This is a genomic window from Streptomyces melanogenes (genome assembly GCF_014649795.1).
Lineage (GTDB): Bacteria > Actinomycetota > Actinomycetes > Streptomycetales > Streptomycetaceae > Streptomyces > Streptomyces noboritoensis.
Genome location: NZ_BMTS01000051.1, coordinates 1 through 25,154, shown reverse-complemented (window position 1 = coordinate 25,154; position 25,154 = coordinate 1). Strand labels below are relative to the sequence as shown.

Genomic DNA, 25,154 nt, shown 5'->3' with positions numbered 1-25,154 from the left:
CCGAGCCGAACTGCCCCCAGCTTCAACCGGATTGCTACGACAACCCGGCGGTGAAGGTCTCTCACCTCACTCGATTCCATGGCGCCTCGTGGCGCACCCACGCGATAGGACAAACTCGCCGTCCGCTATGAGGCGACCGTCCTCGTCGCGGCCATCAACGAGTGGCTGCGATGCGTGCGGCCATCGGCTGACTATGGCTCGTACAGAGGAAGGAAGTGGATGACCGCTTCCTCGTACGGGTGGGCATCACGGACCGCCTGCTGGACGGCGCGGGCTTGCTCCGCATCACAGACCGATTCGATCCTGCACTCCTCACCATGCTGCACAACGCCCACCTCACCGTCATACGGCTGCGAACCGGGCAACGACTGCCAGTTGCCGGTCACCCTCCACACGCTGGAACACCGCGCATACTCGCCAATCCGGCCCGCTCCGGCCGCATGGAGAGCCTCGATCACGACATCTACATGACTCTCCGGGACGGATATCTCAATCTTCAGACGCACCATGACCGGACCCTAACAACCCGCCGACCAGCACTTTCACAACACCTCGGTCGGCCGCGACGCGCACGGGCGAGCGCCCGGTTGGCCTCCAACCGGGCAATCGGCCCATCGACCCGGCCCATGCGGCGGCGGCCCAGGCCAAATGGCGCGCCAGGAGGACGGCCGCCGGAGCGTCCACGTGCTCACCGCGCAACAGTCGGCCTGCTGTGCACGACGTCCAAAGCCCCACCCGTCAGGCGAAGTCAATGGCGGCCAGCGCGGGGCCGGCGAGTGCCAGCGCATACTGCAGCTTGACGGCCCCGCGCCGCGCCGTGTAGCTCACCGCGGTGCTGGGCAGGCACAACGCCAGCCCTCCCACGACTGCGGACAGGCCCATCGACCACTGGGCCTCCTCCACCAGGGGCCCGCCCGCCCCGTCTCCGCTGTAGGACTGGCCAAGGACGATGACGATGAACGCGCCGTAGGCGAGAGCAAGCAGCAGGAGGCCGATACCGGCGAAGATGCGCACGGTCGCCGTGGACGGCGCGAACGGGTCGGTCGTCGCCGCTGAGGGGGCGGCGGTGGAAGGCAGGTCGGGTGTGGTCATGACCGCCATCCTGGCCCACACGCGCCGCCTCGACGTCGTGGCACATACTCATACGCGGAGCGAGTACGTACTCAAAAGTCCCCGCCCATCACGCTGCACACGGTGGAACGGGTTCTCCCGCAAACCTCGGCGGTACGGCGAGCTCTGACGTGCTGCCAGGTACCGTTTCGGCTCATACCGAAGCACCGGCGCCAGCCTGGCGGAGCAGCACGCGTGGCTCACGCGGGGCGGGTACCCGGCAACGGCCCGCAGTCCCTCTGCGGGCCGCTGACCGGCGCGGGCGCCCCTCGCGGCTCTTGACGGTGGGAGTGCATCCGCACGTCGCGGACCGTGGCCCGGCCGCAGGTGATCAAGGGAGCAGGCTGCCCCTCATCGGGTGTACAGGCGAATGCGGTAGCGCAGCCCTGACGCCGAGTGCTGCCAGCCCGTATCCTCGGCGCTCCTCCACTGCGGGCCCGGTGTCGGGGCGTAGACGTCGCCGTCCACCGCCGTGTCGACTTCCGTCACCGAGAGCATCGTGGCGTATCCCAGGGCGGCGCGGTAGATCTCCCCGCCGCCGATCACCCATGCCTCGGCGGGCACGGCCGCCGCCTCCAGCGGCTCGGCGGCGAGGGCGAGCGCCTCGGCGATGGACCCCGCGCGTTCCGCCCCTTCGGCCGCCCACTGGGGATCACGGGTGACCACGATGTTCCGCCTCCCGGAGAGCGGGCGGAACCGCACGGGCAGCGAATCCCATGTCCTGCGCCCCATCACCACCGGGTGACCGAGGGTGGTCGCCTTGAAGTGCGCCATGTCCTCGGGCAGACGCCACGGAATCGCGTTGTCCGCCCCGATGACGCCGTCGGGGGTCTGCGCCCAGATCAGCCCGATCTTCACACCGCCACCGAAGCCTTGATGGCCGGGTGGTGCCGGTAGTCGAGCACCTCCACATCGGAGTATGCGTAGCCGAACAGCGAGTCGGCCTCGCCCAGCCGCAGCTGAGGGAAGTCGAACGTGGTACGCGAGAGCTGCTCGCGCACCTGCTCGACGTGGTTGTCGTAGATGTGGCAGTCGCCGCCGGTCCAGATGAAGTCGCCCGGTTCCAGACCGACCTGCTGGGCCACCATGTGGGTGAGCAGCGCGTAGCTGGCGATGTTGAACGGGACGCCGAGGAACAGGTCCGCGCTGCGCTGGTACAGCTGGCAGGAGAGTTTGCCGTCGGCGACGTAGAACTGGAAGAAGGCGTGACACGGCGCCAGCGCCATCTTGTCCAGCTCGGCGACGTTCCAGGCGGAGACGATCATCCGGCGGGAGTCCGGATCCCGGCGCAGGGTGTCGAGGACCTCGCTGATCTGGTCGATGTGCCCGCCGTCCGGGGTGGGCCAGGAGCGCCACTGCGCTCCGTAGACCGGACCGAGGTCGCCGTTGCTGTCGGCCCACTCGTCCCAGATGGTGACGCCGTGCTCGTGGAGCCAGCCGACGTTCGAGTCGCCGCGCAGGAACCACAGCAGCTCGTACACGATGGATTTGAGATGCACCTTCTTGGTGGTGATCAGCGGGAACCCCTGCGAGAGGTCGTAGCGCAGCTGGTGCCCGAAGACACTTCGGGTACCGGTGCCCGTCCGGTCGGCTTTGGCTGTGCCGGAGGTGAGCACCAACCGCAACAGGTCTTCGTACTGGGTGTCGGCCATAACCGTCGATTCTACTGGTGCCCAGAACGCGGACTCGGCACCGCGTCTTCGTCGTTTTCCCTGGCCAGCCGCGCGCGGGAGGGGCAGCCGCACCCCCGGTCCGATGGCTGCTCCGCGATCCCCGTACGCGTTCGTGCCCCGCCGCGGCGGGGCGGGTGGGCCCCGGACCGCTGCGCGGGGGCCACCGCGTCTGCCGGGCGTCAGGCGCAGTTGTCGCTCGCCCGGCCCGCGACTACCTGGCTCTCGGCCCACGACCGTTCGTTCGCCAGTGCGTTCCCGCACCGTGCGGCTGCCGTCCCCATCGTCTGAGTGGCCGCCACCGCCTCAGGGTGCGGAACACATCCTGCAGAGACGAAGACCCTCACGCACCGCCACCACACCAACGAGCGGCACGACCAGCCGTAACGGCCCCAGGGTGATTGCCTGCCGACGTCCCCAGGACAAACCTGACACACGCGACCGACCGCCGGGAGAACGGGAGACAATCGATCGGATCGCCCCACTTCGGTCTGGCCCACCCACACTCTGGTACCGAGCCGGAGCATCCGACCCCGCACGAGGTGACGTGCACTCCCCGCTGGCTGCACCGCGAGCGACCCGCGCGGGGGGCCAGGGCCGGCCTTCGCACGCGCGACATCCGTGTGCCGCCCCGGCCGCGGTGCCGGCGGTGAGCCGAGCCCCTGCGGCAGACTGGCCGACCGTGCACATCGTGCGCCGTCGACAAGCCTCACGGACAGCCGCAACGAAACCAACGACCAGCACGGACAACCGTAACGGCGGCGGCAGGGACCTCCGTAACTCGCACGGCACCTCCCCACGCAACACTGCGCGGGGACGAACAACCACACGCACAGCCGTAACACCTACAGGCCAGCACGGCCAGCCGTAACGGCACCGGCAGCCGCGGTCGGACTACCGCTCTCGGCAAGCGATTGCGCCTGCCGCCAGTTGATCAGGCACAGCCCGGCACTCCCCCCACACGGGCGCGCCTTCGCCCTCAGGAACCCTGCAAGGCGATGATCACCCCCGACTGCTCCTCCGCCCGAGCCAGCACCCACACCCCGCCGCCCCGCACAACACCACACAGAGCCGGGAAGCTTCACGCCCAGCCATAACAAAACCACTGACGGCACGGCTATCCGTAACGGACACCGCTCTCGCGACCTCCGCAACCCTCACGGCACGCGATCACACACAGCACGAAACTCCCATCTCGACCACGCCGTCCCGGCCCAAGTGGGCGAGCCTTCGCCTTCCAGAACCGTACGAGGCGAAGACCGACCCCGTTGCTCCCCCGCCCGAGCCAGCGCCCACATCCCCCCCACACACACAACACCACGCAAGGACGAAAACCATCACGGAAAGCCGTAACACACCCACAGACCGGCACGGCCAGCCATAACGGCACCCGCAGTCGCGATCTACCTACCACTGACGGCAAGCGATTGCGCCCGCCGCCACTGCCCGAACTCCCGGCGTACGTAGAGCTGTTCCGCTTCGTCGAGCGCGGTCACGATTCCCTGCTCGACTATCTAGCCGAGCACTGGAGGGACCAGTACGGCTTCGAGGACGCGCGGGACTACGTGATCGAGAGGCTGACCGACGGCCGGGCGGACCTGCTACTGGACGAGCTGGACGAAGTCCTTGGCGGCGAGAGCGCGCAGGAGGCGCAGGGCGCCGACGACGGTGTGACCGACGAACTGACGCGGCTGGCCACCCGGTTCCCCCGGGCCCCGATCGCCGTGACGTGCCACCGGCACGGCTGACGGCGGCCTGCCGCAGTTCCAGATCTTGGAGGCGCTGGACTTCGATTGGTCCGATATCGAGACGTTCGTCACCAACTGGTTCAACGACGGTGACCGTCGCCGTGGTGGGCTGGTGCGTGCCCTGTCCCATCAGCGCGGCTTGCGGTACCTCCCCGAAGAGGATCTGCTCGATCGGATCGCCCGCTTCCTTCCCACGATCGACTTGCTGCCCGCGGACATCTTGTGCACGCCCACCGCGTCGGCTTCCACACATCCGGTCGAAGAGCGCGGGTGCAGAGGCGGGATCGAGAGAGAAGCCGCGCTCGCGCCAGCCCCTGCGCAGGGTGGCCCGGCATGTCGGTGAGGCGCAATGTTCCACTGAGCGGACCGAGCGCTCCAATTGCACAGGCCTCATCCGCGCATCCATCGCTGCAGGCCACACTGGCGATCGACGGCCGGACGCGGCAGCGTTCCTTGGCAGCGACTCAAAGCGTCGTGCCCCGCTGATGACGATTGCGTTAGCGTGCACCTCATGAGGAGCACGGAGTACTCAACTCCTAACGGTTTAAGCAGGGTTACCGGCTCGCCGACGGTCTCGCTGCCCAAGGGGGGCGGGGCCGTACGCGGTATCGGCGAGAAGTTCGAGAGCAACGCGGCCAACGGCACCGGCTCACTCAGCGTGCCGCTGGCGCTCAGCCCTGGTCGCTCCGGCTTCGGCCCCTCACTCACGCTGAGCTACGACTCGGGAGCGGGCAACGGCCCCTTCGGATTCGGCTGGCACCTGTCCGTCCCCTCGGTCACCCGCAAGACGGACAAGGGGCTGCCCCGCTATGCAGATGCGCCCGAAGACGTCTTCGTGCTGTCCGGTGCGGAAGACCTGGTCCCCGAACCGAGCCCGCCTTCCGGCTCCGGCCTGCCGACCCGCACCGAGGATGGTCGCACCTTCCTCATACGCCGCTACCGTCCCCGCACCGAGGGCCTGTTCGCCCGCATCGAGCGGTGGACCGACATCGCCTCGGGTGACGTGCACTGGCGCTCTGTCTCCCCTGCCAACGTCACCAGCGTGTACGGGCGCACCCCCGCCGCCCGTATCACCGACCCGGCCGCCCCTGGACGGGTGTTCAGCTGGCTACTGAGCGAGAGTTACGATCCCGAGGGCAACGCACTGGTGCATGAGTACAAGTCCGAGGACTCTGCGGGGGTAGATCACTCCCTCACCCACGAGCGCAACCGCACGCAAGCCGCCCGTGCGGTCGGCCGCTACCTCAAACGCGTCAAGTACGGCAATCGCGTGTCGCGGCTGGCTGACCCCGGGCTGTCCGAAGCCGGCTGGATGTTCGAGGTCGTCTTCGACTACGGCGAGCACGACCCGGAAGCGCCCACCCCTGCCGACGCTTCACCGTGGCCGTGTCGCTCGGATCCCTTCTCGACGTACCGCCCGGGCTTCGAGGTGCGCACCTACCGGCTGTGCCGACGGGTACTGATGTTCCACCACTTCCCCAGCGAGCCGGGTGTGGGTCACAACTGCCTGACCCGGTCGACGGATCTCACCTACGACGAGAATCCCATCGTGTCCTGCCTCTCGTCGGTCATACAGGCTGGTTACCGCCGACTGGACGGTGGGAGGTACCGGCGCAAATCCCTGCCTCCGCTGGAGCTCGGCTATTCCAAGGCCGTCATCGACGAGCAGCCGCATGACCTCGATCCCCAGAGTCTGGAGCACTTACCGGCCGGTCCCGTCGGCCCCGCATACCAGTGGGTTGACCTCGACGGCGAGGGCATCGCCGGCGTCTTGGCCACTCAGAGCGGCACCTTGTACTACAAGCCCCCGGTCGGTGACACCCGTTACGGACCTCTGCGGCCGCTCGCCACCCAACCCGCCTTCGCCGACCGGGCGGAAGAAACCAGCGGCGGCTCCGGCAGCCCCCGCCTTCTCGACCTGGCCGCGGACGGCAGCCTCAACCTGGTCGACCTAGGCGGCACGGTTCCCGGCTCCTACCGGCGGACGGCAGAGAGAGACGGGACCGATCCGGGCTGGTCGCCGCTGCGTCCCTTCACCTCGCTGCCCAACCTCGACTGGGACGACCCGAACGTCCGGTTAGTGGACCTGACCGGCGACGGCCGCGCCGATGTCCTGGTCACCCGCGACGACGTCTTCCAATGGCACCCCTCCCACGGGTACACAGGCTTCGGCCCCGCTGAAAGCGGGGCGTCTCCCGCCGACGAGGAACGCGGCCCGCGCCTGGTGCTCGCCGACGCCGAGCAGTCCCTCTACCTGGCCGATGTCTCGGGCGACGGACTTGCCGACCTTGTCCGGATCCGCAACGGCGAGGTGTGTTACTGGCCCAGCCTCGGTTACGGCCGCTTCGGCGCGAAGGTCGCCATGGACGGTGCTCCCTGGTTCGACGAACCGGATCAGTTCGACCAGCGGCGTATCCTCCTGGCTGATGTCGACGGCTCGGGCACCGTCGACATCCTCTATCTGCACCGTTCGGCGGTCCAGATTCACCGCAACCGCTCCGGCAACGCCTGGGCGCCGCCGCACCGGCTGGCGTTCTCCCTCCCTGCGTCCGACGGTCCCTCCCAGGTCTCCCTCGCAGACCTGCACGGCAACGGCACCGCCTGTCTCGTCTGGTCCTCCCCGCTACCCGGCGACACCAGTCACAGCGTGCGCTACGTGGACCTGACCAGCGGCCGGAAACCGCACCTCCTCGTCCGCGTGACCAACAACCTCGGCGCCGAGACCGCTATCCAGTACGCGGCGTCCACGGCCTTCTACCTCGCGGACAAGGCAGCCGGCCGGCCCTGGGCAACGCGGCTCCCGTTTCCCGTCCAGGTCGTGGAGCGGGTGGAGCGGGTGGACCGCATCAGTGGCAACCGGTTCGTGTCCCGCTACGTCTACCACCACGGGCACTACGACGGGATCGAGCGTGAGTTCCGCGGCTTCGGCATGGTTGAGCAGTGGGACAGCGAGGAGTTCGCCGCGCTCGGCGACGGCACCAACATCGACCAGGCCACCCACCTGCCGCCTGTCCTGACCAAGACATGGCTGCACACCGGCACGAGCGACGACGACCACCTGTCCCGGCAGTTCGCCGGCGAGTACTTCCGCGAAGTCGATCACTCCGCGGCCCCACCGGACGAACTGCTCCTGGACGATACCGTTCTGCCTGGCACCCCGCTCACAGCCGACGAACGACGGCAGGCGTGCCGCGCGCTGCGTGGGTCCGTACTGCGGCAGGAGATCTATGCGTTCGACGACACCGAAGCCGCTGCCCGGCCGTACACAGTCACGGAACGAAATTACACGATCCGGCTTGTCCAGCACGCCGAGGGCCCGCCGCCGCCCGGCGCCGACGCCCCATACGCGGTGTTCTTCGTGCATCCCCGCGAGTCGCTCACCGCGCGTTACGAGCGGCGGCTGTACGACGTCGACGGGACGCAGCACCCCGATCCGCGGGTCAGCCATGAGCTCGTGCTCGCCGTGGACGACTTCGGTAACACCCTGCGCTCGGCAGCGGTCAGCTACGGCCGCCGCCACACCGACCCGGATCCCGCCCTGAGCGACGACGACCGGGCTCGCCAGCATCGGCGGCACGTCGCGTATACAGAGCACCGCTTCACCAATGCCGTGGATGACCCCCGGGCGTACCGCGCGCCGATGCCCTGTGAGACGAAGGTCTGGGAAGTGCTGGGCGTGGAACCGCAGGCTCAGACACCCGGCTCCACCAGCCCGTTCCGGTTCGCCGAACTGGACGCCGCGCTCACCGAGGTGACCCGCGAACGGCCCTACCAGGACTGGGATGCCGAACCCGACCCCAACGAGCCCGCTCGTCGCCTCATCGAGCACACCCGCGCCCTGATGCGCAGCGACGACCTGTCCGGGCCGCTCCCGCTCGGCGTGCTGGAATCCATGGCGTTGCCGTACGACCGCTACCGGCTGGCGTTCACGCCCGCGCTGATCACCAGCCTGTACGAGGACCGCGTGCACGACACCCTGCTCGCCGGGGAGGCCGGGTACGTGCGGCTGGAGGGGCACGACGGATGGTGGGCACCGTCCGGCCAGATCCGCTACGCCCCCACCGCGGCCTCCTCCCCCGATGAACTCATCCATGCCCGCACTCACTTCTTCCTTCCCTGTCGCTTCCTTGACCCCTTCGGCGGGGTCGCGGAGGTGACGTACGACGGCTATGACCTGCTCACCGCGTCCGTGCGCGACGCCGCCGGCAACGTCGTCAGCGCCGGCGAACGCGCCCCGGACGACCGTCTGCTAGGCGGCGGGCTCGACTACCGGGTCCTGCAGCCGTGGCTGGTCTCAGACGCCAACCGCAACCGGGGGGAGGCCGCCTATGACGCGCTCGGCCTGGTCGTCGCCACGGCCATCCGGGGCAAGCCCGAGGAACAACTCGGCGACATGCTCGATGGATTAGATCCCGACCCGGACGACGCGGCCGTGGCCGTATACCTGAGCGACCCACTCGCGCACCCGTACCCGCTGTTGGGCGGCGCCACGACCCGCCTGGTCTACGACCTGTTCGCCTACTACCGCAGCCGCGACCGGGAGATCCCTGACTGCCCGGTGATTGCCACCCTCACCCGCGAGACCCACACCAGCGACCTCGCTGTCGGCGAACAGAGTGCGGTCCAGCACGCATTCGCCTACAGCGACGGCCTAGGCCGCGAGATCCAGCGCAAGGTGCAGGCCGAACCGGGCCCGGTCTCCGCTGGCGCAGCGGTGGCTGCCCCGCGGTGGGCGGCCACCGGCTGGAGCATCTACAACAACAAGGGCCTGCCGGTCCGCCGCTACGAGCCGTTCTTCTCGGCCACGCACGCCTTCGAACCGGCGATCGCCACAGGTGTCAGCCCGGTACTGTTCTATGACCCCCTGGGCCGGGCCGCTGCGATCCTGCACCCCGACCACACGTGGGAAAAGGCCGTCTTCGCCCCGTGGCGGCAGGCGAGCTGGGATGTCAACGACACCGTGCTGGCCGACCCGCGCCAGGATCCGGACGTCGGCGGCTACCTGGGACGTTACCTTGCCGGCCAGCCCGGCTGGCGCAGTTGGTACGAGCGCCGCGCCGACGGCAGCCTCGGCCCGGCCGCGCAGGAGGCCGCCGCCAAGGCCGCCGCACACGCGGCGACCCCCGGCCTGACGTGGCAGGACAGCCTGGGCCGTCCCTTCTTGACCCTGGTGGACAACGGCACCGAGAGATACTCCACCCGGACCCGGCTGGACGCCGAGGGCAACCAGCGTGTGCTGGCCGATGCCCGCGGCGTGCTCGCTCTCGGACAGGACTACGACATGCTCGGCCGCGCCGCGCATGCCACCAGCCCCGACTCCGGCGAGCAGTGGCAGGTCCCGGACGTTGCGGGACAGGCGTGCCGGGCCTGGGACGGCCGCGGCACCGCCGTGCGGTGGTCCTACGACGCCGCACGCCGCCCCACCCACGCCTACGCGGCGAACGGCGTCGCGGAACGGCTGCGGGTGCGCCACCTCTACGGCGAGGACCTCGGCGCTGCGGCGGCTGCGCGCAACCTGCGTGGCCGAACGTATCTCACCTTCGACGGCGCCGGCCTGGCCACCACGACCCAGGTCGACTTCAAGGGCAATTCCACCGGAACCGCACGGCGGCTGGTCCTCGACCACCGCACCGAACCCGACTGGGCGCTCGTCGCTGGATCTCTCTCCGCAGACGAGGCACTGAATGCCGCTGCCCCCCTGCTGGAGGCCGCCGCGTACACATCCTCGACACGGCTGGATGCGATGAACCGGCCGCTCGCCACGACCAGCCCCGACGGCAGCACCACCCGCGTCGGCTACAACACCGCCGGGCTGCCCGAACAGCTCGACGTGCATCTGCCCGGCACCACCGTATGGACCCCGTTCATCACTGACATCGACTACGGCGCACGGGGCCAGCGCACCTTGCTCGCGCTCGGCTGCGGCACGACCACCGGGTACACCTACGATCCCGACACCTTCCGTCTGACCGCCCTGAGCACCCGCGACAAGGCCGGGCGCCTGCTGCAGGGGCTGTCACTGACCCGCGACCCGGTGGGGAACGTGCTGCGGGTCGAGGACGCCGCCCAGCAGACGGCGTTCTTCGCCAATGCCGTGGTCGAACCCACCCGGAGCTACACCTACGACCCGACGTACCGCCTCACCATCGCCGAGGCCCGTGAGCACATCGGGCAGACCGAGCCCGGCCAGACCGGCCCCGACGACCCCGTCCGCTACCCCATCCCGCACGTCAACGACGCGCAGGCAATGCGCCGTTACCGGGAGGAGTACGCGTATGACGCCGGCGGCAATCTGCGGAGGGTGGCACACCGGGTGAACGGCGCGAACCTGTGGACGCGCCGCTACGCCATCGCCCAGGAGGGCAACCGGCTGCTGGCCACCAGCATGCCCGGCGACCCCGACGGCCAGTTCAGCCACGTCTACACCCACGATGCGGGCGGAAACATCACCGCCATGCCGCACCTGCGGCAGTTGCACTGGGACGCGGAGAACCGGCTGGTCCGCGTTGACTTCCCGGACGGCGGCACCGCGTACTACCAGTACGACGCGGACGGCCGCCGGGTGCGAGCCGTCCTGGAGCGGGGCGGGACGGCCAGCCACCGGCTCTCCCTGGGCCAGACGGAGATCCACCGCAGGACCACCGGCGATCAGGTGGTCACCGAGCAGCACTCCCTGCACGTCATGGACGGCGGCGAGCGGATCGCCCTAGTGGAGACAACCACGGTGGCTTCCGGGAAGCCGCCCGCAGGCGGCCCGGTGACCGTCGTGCGCTACCAGTTCTCCGACCACCTCGGCTCGACCGCCATCGAGCTTGACGGGAACGCCGCGCTGCTGTCGTACGAGGAGTACCACCCGTTCGGCACGACCGCATTCCACTCCTCAGCCGGAGCCGCCGAGACCAGCTTGAAGCGCTACCGGTTCACTGGACGGGAAAAGGACGAGGGGACCGGCTTCACCTACCACGGCGCCCGCTACTACGCGCCCTGGCTGGGCCGGTGGGCCAGCGCGGACCCGGCGGGACCAGTCGACGGCCCCAACCTGTACGCCTACGCCCGCAACCGGCCTACGACGATGGTGGACCCGGGCGGCCTGCAGACCACGGAGCCGACCGTACTCAACCCCTCCGCCCACCACGCTTGGACACTGGCTCAGCTGGGAGACCAGCTCAACGCGATCCGGTCGCAGGCGGCGGAGAAACCCGACGTCTACGCGGCGGCCCTGGACGCGGTCCGCAGCCTTTACGTGCGCCGACAGGACACAAGGGACGACTACACCTACGACATCGACAAGAAACTGCTGCGCGGACGAGGCATCGCCGATGACGACATCGCCGAACTCGACAAGGTGTTCCAGCAAACCCAGTTCGCGCCGGTGGGCGTGCAGCACAGCGACTACCTGATCGATGCTGGAGACCACGGCCTCCTGCTCAAGCACGTCACCGCGGAGGAGGCCACCCAGGCCCAACAAGAGGCCCGGGTCCGGCACTCCGAAGCCGTGCACGCCCAGACCCGGGAATGGCTCTTCGGCATGTTCGCAGCGCTCGGCGGGGTCGCCGCCGGACGGGCCCAGATGCGGTCGGCCAGCCAGAGTCCGTCCGGACCCCAGTCGCATGTGCCGGTAGGAAGCGGCGGATCGGGGTCATCGGGCCCGCCGCCGGGGAAGAGCCCGGCGCCGTGGCGACTGCCGCAGGTACCGGCGGGCAAAGAAGAATACATCGGCAAGTACCGGATCGATGTCTTCCAGAGGCTCGTGAACGAGTCCGCGGCCGAGGCGGTCACCGATCCGGTCGCGTCGTTCGGCCGCGTCCCGACCAGCCTGCGGATCCCGATGCACCCCCAGTCACCCATGGTCGCCCCTTACACCGGCTGGGCGGTGGAATACGGCACCGCGGCCCGTGTCCGGGCCAACCCTCTGTTCAATCGCATGAACCAGCACATGTCACTGGGCGCGCAGAGCCGCGGTGGCACCGGCGACTTCCAACTCAGGCCGCCCTTCCAGCACTGGAACCTCAAGCCGATCGACGTCACGACGGACCGCGAGGCGTACTCCAAAGCCGTCAAGGGATACGACTTCACCTTCGTCACCTACGAGCTGAACCTCCAGCCCATCCGGGACTGGATGGCCCGCTGACCGGGGCCGACAGCGCAGACCGACGACCACCACGCAGAAGGAAAACAGGGGGACCCGATGACCGCTGAGCGCGCCCGCGCCACCATGCGCTACGTCACCGGCCGGGTGACTGGAAGGGACGGCTCCGGCGTCGCAGGCGTCACAGTGACCGCGGTCGCCACAAGGCTGTGGTCGCAGGTGCCGCTCGGCGAGGCCGTCACCGACGCCGCCGGCGTCTACCGCATCGAGTTCACCGCCGCCGACATGCCCGATACGGGTGCGGGACTCCTGGTGCGCGCCAGTGCCGAGGGCCATGACGCCGAGCGGGTGGTGCCGGGCAGCGGCACGGACACGCCCGCCGGATCCGGCCTCGACCTGCACCTGCCCGGGTACGGGCCAAGTGAGTACGCGCGGATGCTGGCCACTGTCACACCGCTGCTCGACGGCACGGATCCGGCCGACCTCGTCGAAGACGACACGCGCCACGACATCGGCCGCCTCGCCCTGCTCGCTGGTCTCAGTCTTGACCGCGTCGGCCGCCTGGCCTCCGCCGCCGGTCTCGCCCGTGCCACCGGCCTGCCCGCGGAGCCCTTCTACGGCCTACTCGCCCACAACCTGCCTGCCGAGCTCACGGCCCTGGCCCAGCGGTCATCCGAGGAGATGCGCTCTGTATTCGCCGCGGCGGCAAAGGCGCATGTGATCGCGCCGGTGGACAGCGCGGACGACTTCGTCGCCACCCTGCGGGCCCGGGAACTGGCAGCGGCGCGCACGCCCGCCCTGGCGCCGGACGGTGTGCGCCCCTCTCCGCTCGCGGAAATCTTCACCGTCGCCGTGCCCGACCCGGCTGTGCGCGAACGCCTCTACGGCGACTTCCTGGACGGCGGGGCGAACCGTGCGGCCTTTGGGGCAGCATCCGGGCCCCGGACGGCGGAGGGCGAGCCCGGTGAGACGGCCGCGCAGGCTCCCCCTCCGGGACAGGGAGAGCCTGGCGAGCACACCGACCGGCTGCGGCTGGCCCTGCACCTGGGTGCCCTGACCGACGACAACGCCCCCCTCGTACGGACCCTGCTGGCGCGCTTCGACACCGGTGAGTTCACCAGTCGGCGCGATCTGGTACGCCTCGATGGCCGCTGGGCGGAACTCGTCGCCGAGACCGGGGGCGTACCGCAGCGGATCGGGGACAGCGCTGAGGTGTACGCGCAGACGATCCATGCCCGAGTGACCGACGCATATCCGACCGCCCACATCGCGTTGCGGCTGGCCAACCACCCCGATCACGCCGAGGCGCCCGGGACCCGCTTCCTGGCTGCCAACCCCGAGTTCGACCTGATCGCCACCCCGGTGAACCCCGTCACCGTGCCCGACGACACTGCACGCAGCGAACTGGCCGCGATCCAGCGGACATTCAAGGTCGCCCGGGACTTCGACACCATGCAGGCGCTGCGCGACCACGGCTTCGCCTCCGCGTACGACATCGCGAGCATAGCCCCCGACACCTTCGCCCAGCGCGTGTCAGGCACCGTCGGGGAGCCCGTGGCGCGGGCCGTCCACGCCCGCGCCACCCACGTGCACGCCGCCGCCGTCAATCTGATGACAGACCTGCGGACCGCGGGCCAGCTGGACGTGCCCTGGCTGCCGCAGGTGGGGCCGCTCGCCCAGGTCCCGGACTGGGAGGACCTGTTCGGGTCGGCGGACTACGGGGCCGTCGCCCCCTCCCGCTCGGTGACCAGCCAGGCGGCGTATCTGGTGGATCTGCTGTACTACCTGCGGCGGCTGGGCGGCAACGTGACAACCGGCCCCTCGCGGAATGGGCCGGTCGCAGACGTGCTGTATGCCCGCCGCCCGGACCTGTGGGACGTCGACCTCAGCACGGACAACACCGAACTCTCCCTGCCCTGCATCGACCTCGTCAACGAGCTGCTGGAGTCCGCCGTCGCGCCCGCCGACGCGATCCCCGCGACCGAGCGGCAGAGCAACGGCGAGGCCGAGGAACTGCGCGTGCAGCCGCAGCACGTCAACACCGGCGCATATGAGACGCTGCGTACCGCCGTCTATCCTTGGGATCTGCCGTTCGACCTATGGGCCGAGCAGACCGCCGTCTGGCTCGGCCACCTCGGTGTCACCCGCGAGACCCTGCTGACCACCCTGGGCACCGGCGGCATGAGCTCCGACACCGCCAGCAACGTCCTGACCGCCGAACGCCTCGGCCTCACCACTGCGGCGCGGCGGATCATCGCGGGCGAGCCGCTGCCCCCCGCACACACGCTCGCCGCGTTCTACGGACGCCCGGCGGACACCGCCGACGCCGACCTCGTGCGCGAGATGTCTGCCGTACGCACCCTGTTGGACACCGCCGGTCTGCGCTTCACGGAACTGGCGGCCCTGCTGGAGACCCGTTTCGTCAACCCCGGCGGCACGCTGTACGTCACCCCCGCCCCGGATGCCCCCGACGACACCACCAAGATGACGCTGACCGGACTCGACACTGCGGCCCTCGACCGGCTGCACCGGTTTGTCCGGCTGCACCGGGCCCTCGGCGGCACCGCCGCCGATCTCGACCGGCTCATCCAGGCAGCCAACAACCGGGGACTGCTGGATGCGACGACACTGCACTGCATCGCCGCGGCCAGGTCATTGGCGGCCAGGATGAACCTGCCCGTGGAACGGGTGGTGGCGTTCTGCCTGCCGCTGGACACCTACCGCTACCCCTCAGACTCGCAACCGCCCCTCTATGATCGGCTGTTCCTCGACCCGACAGTCATGGCCCTCCCGCCCGGCGCCCCAACCCCCTTCGAACTGAACGCCGACCGCACCGAACTGAAGGTCCTCGGCACCAGCCTCGACACCCCTGCGGTGTCGGCCGCGCTGCTCGCCGTGCTGGAAGTCACAGACGAGGACCTCGCGCAACTCGTCAGCGGCCCCGACGCGGCCGTCCCCAGCCGGGCCCTCAACCTGGCGCACCTGTCGATCCTGGTCTGCGCCGTCACCCTGGCCCGCTTCCTGGATCTCTCCATCAGTGACCTGCTGCGTCTGGTACGGCTGGACGGCAACACGCCGTGGATCTTCCAAACCTGTCGCACGGCGGTCATGGCATCAGCCGAACGCTCCGCCAGCGCTTCCCTGACCCTGTCGCCGGACTCCCCGTTGGACCTGCTCGAGCACGCTCCGAGGAACGGCGGACCGGCGCTGTCACCGACGCCAGCCGCGACCACTCCGCCGCTTTTTCTCAATCACATGCTCACGTCCGTGGGGATGTTCCTCGACCACGCGCAGACGCTCCGCGCCACCGCCTTCACGGTATCCGAGACGGACGTCGTCCTGACGGCGACGCTCACCGCGCAGGACGGCCCTGTTCCCGACGACACCACGCTCGCCACCACGCTGAGCGAGCTGCGCGCCGCACTGCAGACGGTCGCTCAGCAGACCACACGGACCACCGACGCGAAGGGCGAGCTGACCCGCAAGGACCTCGCACTGCTGGGCTGGGACAGCCCCCTGGTCCAGGACGCCGTGTCCACGCTCCTGGGCACGGTCGCCTACCAGAGCCTCCTGGCGACCCTGCCCGCTGGCCTGACCCTGCCCACCGACCTCCCCGTACGGTACGAGCCAGGTACCCCTGCCGCAGACGGCCGACTGGTCTTCACCGGACCGATGAATGACGAGCAGCGGCAGCGACTGATCGACCTCGCCACCGCAGCCACCCCCATCGGTGCGGCCTACCGGTCGGCCGTGGAAGAGCTGTACCAGGCGCCCCGCACCTTCGTAAAGAGCCGGATGAAGGCCCTGCGCGTCCCGGTGTTCTCCGCCCCTCTGACCGCCCTGCCCCCGGGATACCGGATCCCTGCCGCGCTGGCGGGCAAGGTGTTCTACGACCCCACAGAGCACCGTCTGCGCTCGCGCGGATACCTGACGGACGCCGCAATCCGGGCGCTGAAGACGCCACCGGCCGACGCTGACCTGGCCAAGGCCGTCGATGGCCTCGCCGCCGCCCAAGAAGCGGCCCCTGAGCCCGCAAACCGGTTCCTCACCGACGCCGACGCCGACGCCCTCTTCGGCAGCTCCACGGTCACCCCCGCCGACCGCTTCCACTTCGTGCTGGAGCGACTACTCCCCTACCTGCGGCGCACTCTGAGCGAGACCACCATCGTCCAGCAGCTCGGCCAGGCAACCAACCTCGACCCCGCGAGCACCGCTGCTCTGCTCGGCACCTGGCTGCGCGACACGGCCGAGGAGCCCATACTGCAAGACTTCCTCGCACCCCAGTTCGTGGGGTCCGACCCCAGCGTGACCATCACGCGCATCGGTTTCGCTCCGCAGCTCACCTCTCTCGCCCTCCTTCACCGGGTGGCCCTGGTCCTCACGAAGCTGCGGCTGACCGCTGAGGAGCTTCCCTTCGTCTTCACCAGCGCCGCCCCCGCCACCTGGCTCGACCTCAACGCGCTGCCCAGGACACCGCTCCCGCGCACCGGAGCGTCCCCGCTCGTACGCAGCCTCATCGCACTGGCAGAGCTGACCCGTCTACGCGACGCGATACCCGGCCGCATGGCCACGATCGACGCCATCTTCACCGCCGGCCGGACGCCCAATGCGACCAGCGAGGACGTCGCCAGGGAGCTCAGCCGCAGAACCGGCTGGGACGCCACCGACATCCTCGACACAGCCCGCTCCCTGCGCATCCAGGCCGCACCCCAGTACGCCGACGCCGCCCAGCTGCGGTTGCTGCTGGGCGGCGTCGCCCTGGCACGCCGCATGGGCGTCTCGGCCGCCCGGGCCACGGGCTGGCTCAAGGAGAGCCTCTCAGCCGATGAAGCCCAGACCGCACGGCTGGCTGCCAAAGCACTGCACTCCGCCAGCGACTGGACCACCGCGGCCACACCCGTCCAAGACGCCCTGCGCGACCGGCAGCGCGCTGCACTCGTGTCGTATCTGCGGGTACGCCCACCGCGGGACGGCGCCACGCCGCTGTGGAGCGACACCAACGGCATGCAGGACTACTTCCTGATCGACGTCGAAATGAGTGCCGTCCAGCAAACGACTCGGATCGCGCAAGCGATCTACAGCACGCAGCTCTTCGTCCAGCGGTGCCTGCTCAACCTGGAAACCCACGTCGCCGCCTCCGGCTCCGCGCTGTGGGAGCAGTGGGAGTGGATGAAGCAGTACCGGCTATGGGAGGCGAACCAGAAGGTCTTCCTGTACCCCGAGAACTACCTTCAGCCGGAGCTGCGGGCCGACAAGTCCCCGTTCTTCGGGCAGCTGGAGACGGACCTGACGCAGAAAGAGCTGACGGACGACAACGCGCAGAGCGCGCTGCTGCACTACCTGGACCAGCTCACCGACGTGGCTCGGCTCCAGCCCAGCGGGGTCTACGTCGACTACGACGAATCCTGGCCCGGCGACTTCAGTGGAGAGAGGGTCCATGTCCTCGCCCGCAGTGAATCCGCCCCTAGGACCCACTACTACCGCACGTGGGTGAACCGGCTCTACTGGACGCCTTGGGAGAAGGTTGATCTGGACATTGACGGCGATTCGCTGACCCTCGGCGTGTGGGACCGCCAGCTCTACGCGTTCTGGCCGACGTTCATTCCCGCAGCGGAGCAGAGGAACATCGCATCGCTGCCCGACGGCGGTACACAGCACGAGCTCAAGCCCGCGGCTAACTACTGGCGGATTCAGCTCAACTGGAGCGAGTACCGAAACGGTCGGTGGACCCCCAAACGGGTCTCCGACGAGATGATCGACACTAATCCGAAACTTCCGCCTCCCTTCCTTCCCTACGAGGACCCCAGCATCCCTCCGTTCTTCAATCCGGCAGCGAAACACCCGTACATGTTCGTGCCCGATGTGGACGGTTACAGTTTCGAGCCCGTCATCTGGGCCGTGAACGGTGACGCATTCGAGGTCTTCTGGACCGAGGGAGACAAAACCGTCTTCGCCGTCTCGACCGTGTGGGGCAGGTTCCGGTTGAGCAGGCGTCGCGGCACCGTGCTGGCCGAGCCGATGCAGTACTCGGCGGTCCGAGACCGGATCTTCCCCCCCTCCGATCCAGACGGCCACACCGGTCGACAAGGGCGCTACATAAGCAGCTATTTCCTCCCACCCGACGGCCAGAGGTCGGTGAACAACGCCTGGGTGGAGGACCAAAGCGGCGGGCCGTACGCACGGACGTTCAAGCTACGTGAAAGTCCCGTCCTTCTACGGCAGACACCACTGTCCCTGCCCTTCCGCCAGGTGGTGCCCTACCTCGTGATGTCGTACCAACGCACTTTGGCGTTCTTCACCGACAGCGAGCGCTCGTATCTCGTCCATTTCCCGAGTGTAAACACCTCCGACAGGTACCAGTTCACGCCGTTCTACCATCCCTACGTCGAGCTGCTGAAGTCCCAGCTCGGTCTGTTCGGCATCGACGCGCTCTTCAGCCGACAACTCCAGCTGCACCCCGAGTCCCTCACCGCAGTCGAGAGCTTTGAGCAGCGTTACTCACCGAGCCCCGACGTGGTCACGGTGCCATACCCCACTGACACCTTCGACTTCGACAACGCGACACCTTACGCCGTGTACAATTGGGAGTTATTCTTCCATGCGCCGCTGCTGATGGCCGGACGGCTATCCACCAACCAGCGCTTCGCGGAGGCACAAACCTGGTTCCACCGGATCTTCGACCCCACCGACCGCAGCGACGAACAGCCTCCACGACGCTACTGGCGCACCAAACCGTTCTTCGAAGCTTCGGCAGACGACTACCAGAAGCAGCGCATCAGCGAGATCCTGCGCCGGCTCGCCACGGGCGATCCCGTGGAAGCCGCGAAGGTGGACGCCTGGCTGCGCAGCCCGTTCCAGCCGGACATCGTCGCCCGGCTGCGGACGACCGCCTATCAGAAGGCCGTCGTCATGAAGTACCTCGACAACCTGATCGCCTGGGGCGACCAGCTCTTCCGTCAGGACACCCTGGAATCCGTCAACCAGGCCACCCAGTTGTACATCCTCGCCGCTGAATTGCTCGGGCGGCGGCCCGAGCAGGTCCCACGGCAGGGCCCGGACGCCCCGGCGATGAGCTACCGCGAGCTGACCGGGCAGCCCACACCCGTTACCGCAGCGGTCACCGCCACGGAGAACCTGCTGCCCGCCCCCGCCACCGCGTCTGCGGCCATCGCGCCGGGCCTCGGCACCCGGTGGCTCACCTACTTCGGTATCCCCCGCAACGAGAAGCTGCTCGGTTACTGGGACACTGTGGAAGACCGTCTCACCAAGATTCGCCATGGCCAGAACATCGAAGGCGTCACCCGCGCCGCCGCCCTGTTCGGCGCTGCGATCGACCCGGCCCGACTCATCCGGGCCACCTCGGCCGGACTCAACCTGGCGACCGTCCTCGATGATACGCACGCGCCCCTGCCCCACTACCGGTTCGGTCCGATGGCCGCCAAGGCCAAGGAACTCGCCAGTCAGGTCAGCGCGTTCGGCGGCGCCCTGCTGGCTGCGCTGGAGAAACGCGACGCCGAAACACTGGCACGGCTGCGCTCCACCCACGAGCGGCGCGTGCTGGACGCGGTGCTAGCCGTGCGTACGAAGCAGAAGGAGGAGGCCTCCAAGGCAATCGAGGTCTTCGCCAAGTCCAAGGCCATCGCTCTGGACAAGCACCGCTACTTCTCCGACAAGGCGAAGAACCGCCTCAACGAGAAGGAGCGCAAGGCGTCCGACCTGGTCGACGACGCCAAACTGTTGCAGCGCGTCTCGGCCGGCGTCAGCATCCTCGGCAGCACCCTGCAACTTCTCCCGGAACTGAAAGTCGGCTTTCCGACCACCATGGGTGCTTCGTGGGGCGGCCAGAACATCGGCGGCTCCGCGCTCGGCCTGGCCAACGCCCTGCTGACCTACATGGGCGTGGAGAGCGCCCAGGCACAGCAGTCCAACGTCCTCGGCGGCTTCGACCACCGCTACGACGAATGGACCTTCCAACTGGGCCAGGCAGACAAGGAGATCGCCCAGTACACCACCCAGATCGAGGCGGCCCGGATCCGCCAGACGATCGCCCAGAAGGAACTGGACGCCCATCACCAGCAGATCGCCAATGCCAAGGCGGCCGACGACTTCCTGTACGCCAAGTACACCAACCAGGAGCTGTACGACTGGATGGTCGGCCAGCTCACCACCACACACTTCCAGGCATACCAGCTGGCGTACGACATAGCCAAGCGCACCGAGCGTGCCTACCGCCACGAACTCGGCTTAGACGACTCCGACTTCGTCCAGTTCGGCTACTGGGACAGTCTGCACAAGGGCCTGCTGGCCGGCGAACGACTGACGGCCGACCTGAACCGGATGGACGCCGCGTACTACGAGAGCAACGCCCGCGAGTTCGAGCTGTCCAAGCGTGTCTCTCTCGCCCAGTTCGATCCCAAAGCACTGCTCAGCCTCAAGGAGACCGGCCGGGCATACGTCTCCCTGCCCGAGGCGCTGTTCGACCTCGACACCCCCGGCCACTACCTGCGCCGGATCAAGAGCGTGGCCATCACGGTCCCGTGCGTAGCCGGGCCCTACACCGGCGTCAACCTGACGGCGACACTGCTGCACAGTTCTGTCCGGGTCGAATCCCGGCTCAGCGACGGCGCGTACGCCCGCCAACCCGCCGACACCCGGTTCCGGGACTACACCGGGTCCGGCGAATCGATCGTCACCAGCACCGGCCAGGACGACGCAGGCCTGTTCGAGACGAACCTGCGCGACGACCGGTTCCTGCCGTTCGAGGGGACGGGGGCCATCAGCGAGTGGCAACTGTCGCTGCCCACCGACTTCCGGCAGTTCGATTACGAAACCATCTCCGACGTGGTGCTGCACCTGCGCTACACGGCTCGTGAGGGCGGAACGAACCTGGCACAGACCGCTGTCAGGGAACTGCGGGCAGCACTGAACGGCTGGCTGCACGCGGGCGGCGGCAAAGCCCTGTACCGGACGTTCAGCGCACGCCAGGACCACCCCGACCAGTGGAGCCGGTTCCTGGCCGCCGCCCCCGGCTCAGCGGCCACCATCACCTTCACTGTGGCCAAGTCCCGTTTCCCCTACCTCTTCCACGACGAGAGCATCAAACTCACCTCCCCCGAGCTGGTGGTCGTCCTGTCCGACGGTCTCGCCCCGGGCACCACCACCCGTTACCTGCGCCTCTACGCGGACCACGAGCCGCTGTCGGCCACCCTCACCGGGCCCGACGGTGCGCACGGCGGCAGCGCGTTGCCCGCCAACCCAGCGCTCGGCGGCCAGCCAACAGCCGGCTTCGACGGCGTCAAGGGCAAGGTGACCGGCACCGGCCAGAACTGGGCGATCACCGTGCCCGCCGAGCGGATCGCCGCGCTCGCCCCCGAGTTGCTCCGTGACGGCAGGCTCAACCCGGACGCCTTCGTCGACCTGCTCCTGGTCTGGCAGTACTCCGTCGAAGAAGTCGGGGCACCGTGACGGGGACGCGCGGACAACGGATCAGCCTCCACTGCTCACCGCGGCCAGGCCGACCGGCGCCACCGGCCCTCGGCTGGTGCCTCAGCCCGCTGCTGACACGGACAGCACCCAGGCCGCCACCCCGGCACGGTCGGCCGCCGTGAAGTGCTCCTCGTCGGTGACCGGGCACCCTCATTGGTCGGCGTGGGCAGTTTCTCGTGCTTCTCCGGCGCGAGATGTCCCATGGCGATGGCGGGCCCCTCGGCCGGGGCACATGGACCGGCTCGCCCACCCTGGACCGGCCCATACGCAGCGCTGGCCAGCGGCGGCGGGGTACCGGTAGCGGCATGGGGTGTAGGCGAGTTGGTCTGGGCGGTGGGACAGGAGGCGGCATTGACGGCCGCTTGGTAGGGGCTGCCAAGCCGGGGAAGCGGTGGGCGGAACACAGGCAGATCAAGGGGAGGCGGGGAGTATGGCTCTCGCCAGGCAGTGCCGGTCCGCTGAGCGGGCCGTGACCTTCCTTCCGCTCCGGTCATGGACATGCCTGCAAGGCCATCAACACCGGTGCATGCAAGCCGCGCGGACGGCCCGGTCGGGCTCTGGTGGAAGAGGCGGCGGCAATGCGTGAGCGCGCTGACGCGGAGGGGGCGGGACGCCGCTGGCCACCACCAGTGGTGTGCCGTGCCGGTGCGGGGCTGATGCGGAAGCAACGCATCCCCTCCGGGCAGGTGCGCGCGTTTACTGTCGCCCTCCCTGACGAGGACGTCCGTCGTCGCCGGGAAGGCAGGGCGACTCGGGGTCCTGGCGGGCTCCGGACCGCGACACAGATCGAGAGGACAGCCAGGAAATGACCGTACCCGCAACGATCATCACCGCAGTGGCGATTTCCGAGGCCGGTAGGAAGGCAAAGGAGACGTGCGACGAAATCATCACGTTCCTCACCCCAGGCGAACCCAGCACCGAGGACAAGATTCTGGCCAGGCTCGATGTGCTGCACCAGGATTTCGTAGCCTTGCAGGGGAAGTTCGACGAGGTTCTGGCCGCAGTGCTGCAGGCGGTCAGCGTCGAGCAGCAGGCGCTCATCCTCACCCTGCAGCGCGACTTGGATCGTCTGCGCGGGCAGGCCCGTGCCGCAGTGGACCAGCTCAGCACCTGGAGCCACGGCGGCCGCACGAATGCCGCGTTACGGGTCGACGCGGCAAACAACTCTCTCCTCTCGGCGAATACCCTGCTCGAAAGTGAATCCTTCTTCTACCGGCCGGACCTCAACTCCAACGAACATGCATTCGATCACCGCCTGGCGTACATCACGTACGCGTACGCATTGACCGTGCGCTTCGGAATCATCGCCGCGCTCAACCCGCAGTTCCGCAACAACGCCCTGACCCGTACAGAACTCACCCGCCATGCGGCACGGATGGACTGGATCTTCCACAACGCCGACCTGGCCATCGAGCCATGGACCAACGGCCAGGTCAACACCAAGGACGGCACCTACTCCGCGGCCTACGCGTGCACGGATCACATCTCCGGCTACAAGATTGAAAAGAAGGACACCGAGTGGCGCCCCGGCGGGCAGGCTCAGCTTGAGGACGCTTTGGCGCTTTTCGCCGAGAGCGTCCGTGCGCGGGTGCACGTCGAAGCCGGTCTGGCCCACGTACTGGATCTGCGTGACACGATGGCCTACTGGGGCAAAGACCCGCGCACGGCGGGATGGTCCCCGTGGACCGCACTCGGCGGGGTGGACACGCCCACGCCATGGTCGGCCACGGCCGCCTCGGAGCGACCCGGGCATGCCACGCTCGTGTGGAGGGATCCCTCCAAAGGCCAGCTGCGCACCCTGTCCTACGACCCCACCGCGAACCCGCCAGCCTGGCCGCGATCGGTGGCTATCACCGCCGAGAACACCGTCGCCTCCGAGGAAGGAGGCCACACCACCGAAACAAGACTCGCTACGCTGTCCCCCGGGCCCGGCCTGATCACGACCCTGTTCGTCTCTCATGACATGTCCGATCTCTGCGCCACGCACACCGACGCCACCCAGCCGACCGGATGGCTGCCTGCCCCGGTCAAGGTGATCGGGAACGCCGACCATGGATTCCTGGCCGCCTCAGCACCCGGACTAGTGGTGGTGTGCCGACGGGACGACAGGAACGGCACCCTGATGGCCGCGGTCCAGGACGCCAACGGAACGTGGAGCACACCGCAGGCGCCGATCGCGGAGAACCTCTTCGAGCAAGGGTTCACTAGCTGTGCCCTGGTCTGCCCGTCGCCGGGGGTGGCGACGCTGTTCTGGATCACCAAAGACAACGCGATCCACAGCGTCGCCTACGACTCCCACGTGCCTGCCCCGGCCTGGAGTGCGCCGTCCCGGATCGCCGTGGCCACTTCCATCGCCCGGTACGACGCTGGTCTCTTCGCTGCCAGCGCCAGCGATGGAGAAGCCGACCTGTTCTGGGTGTCAGCGGACCGCGCCATCTGGAACCTTCACTACGACGGGACATGGAGCACCCCGGTTGCGGTCACACCACCGCGCAGCACCAGCGGGCTCCTCGGCTCCCGGATCGTGGCCGTGGCGGCTGAACAACACCAGTCCCGCGTGTTCTGGCTGGGTGGGGACGGCAGCATCCACACCATGGTCAGGGAAGCGCAGCATACCCGCTGGTCGGCCCCGCTGCGGCTCGGTCCGCCGTGGCGAACGATGTCGGAGCTCAACACAGCCTGGCTGCCCGACAACAGCGTGTCCCTGTACTGGGCTGACGCAGACGCTGACAACAGTCGGACGATCCGTTCCTGCTTCTACGAGACAGGAAGGTCCGCGCCGGCCGCGCGGTTTGCGGAGGCTCAGGCACTGATCACCCAGGCGCAGACCTTGTGGAACCTGCCAGGCCCGGCACGCGAAGAGGCGGTCGCCCGGACAGTCGACGCGATCACGCTCGCCCGCGAGGTCGCTGCCGTGGCCCCCTCCTATCGACCGCAACTCGCACAGTGGGAAGCATCCCCCGCGACAGCCCTCCTCGCCGCAACCGGCCACTGGGACGAAGCCCTCGCCATGGCCGACGAATCAATCAACCTGTACCGAGAACTCATCAA

General features: G+C 68.7%; 9 protein-coding genes. 5 read left to right on the top strand and 4 right to left on the bottom strand.

Annotated elements, in window-relative coordinates; translation table 11 throughout:
• Window positions 1-191 precede the first annotated feature (191 nt).
• The 4 genes from IE252_RS41730 to IE252_RS41715 all read right to left on the bottom strand — a co-directional run bounded on the left by IE252_RS41730 (window position 192) and on the right by IE252_RS41715 (window position 2,762).
• Window positions 192-509, bottom strand: a complete 318-nt coding sequence (locus tag IE252_RS41730) for a YqfO family protein (RefSeq protein WP_190094745.1) — start codon at window positions 507-509, stop codon at window positions 192-194.
• A gap of 229 nt (window positions 510-738) precedes the next feature.
• A complete protein-coding gene (locus tag IE252_RS41725; protein WP_190094744.1) occupies window positions 739-1,092 on the bottom strand; it encodes a hypothetical protein in 354 nt (117 codons plus the stop codon).
• 369 nt (window positions 1,093-1,461) lie between these two features.
• On the bottom strand, window positions 1,462-1,968 hold the full coding sequence (locus IE252_RS41720) for a dihydrofolate reductase (protein WP_190094743.1): 507 nt from the start codon (window positions 1,966-1,968) through the stop codon (window positions 1,462-1,464).
• Window positions 1,965-2,762, bottom strand: a complete 798-nt coding sequence (locus IE252_RS41715) for a thymidylate synthase (RefSeq protein ID WP_190094742.1) — start codon at window positions 2,760-2,762, stop codon at window positions 1,965-1,967. Before IE252_RS41715 ends, IE252_RS41720 begins: the two co-directional genes overlap by 4 nt.
• A 1,445-nt stretch (window positions 2,763-4,207) precedes the next feature.
• Here IE252_RS41715 and IE252_RS41710 point away from each other — a divergent pair.
• The 5 genes from IE252_RS41710 to IE252_RS41690 form a co-directional block, all read left to right on the top strand.
• A complete protein-coding gene (locus IE252_RS41710) occupies window positions 4,208-4,528 on the top strand; it encodes a hypothetical protein (RefSeq protein WP_190094741.1) in 321 nt (106 codons plus the stop codon).
• A gap of 25 nt (window positions 4,529-4,553) precedes the next feature.
• Window positions 4,554-4,871 (top strand): hypothetical protein, encoded by a 318-nt coding sequence (locus tag IE252_RS41705; protein ID WP_190094740.1) that lies wholly within the window; start codon window positions 4,554-4,556, stop codon window positions 4,869-4,871.
• Between the two features lie 168 nt (window positions 4,872-5,039).
• The gene (locus IE252_RS41700; RefSeq protein ID WP_190094739.1) at window positions 5,040-12,659 is read left to right on the top strand and encodes a SpvB/TcaC N-terminal domain-containing protein; all 7,620 of its coding nucleotides are present in this window, start codon (window positions 5,040-5,042) and stop codon (window positions 12,657-12,659) included.
• 57 nt (window positions 12,660-12,716) lie between these two features.
• Window positions 12,717-22,082 carry a Tc toxin subunit A-related protein gene (locus IE252_RS41695; protein ID WP_190094738.1) on the top strand — a complete coding sequence of 3,122 codons (9,366 nt, stop codon included), beginning with the start codon at window positions 12,717-12,719 and terminating at the stop codon, window positions 22,080-22,082.
• An 826-nt stretch (window positions 22,083-22,908) separates the two neighbouring features.
• Window positions 22,909-25,154, top strand: a 2,246-nt coding sequence (locus IE252_RS41690) for a PLL family lectin (RefSeq protein ID WP_190094737.1), incomplete at its 3' end; no start/stop codon positions are given.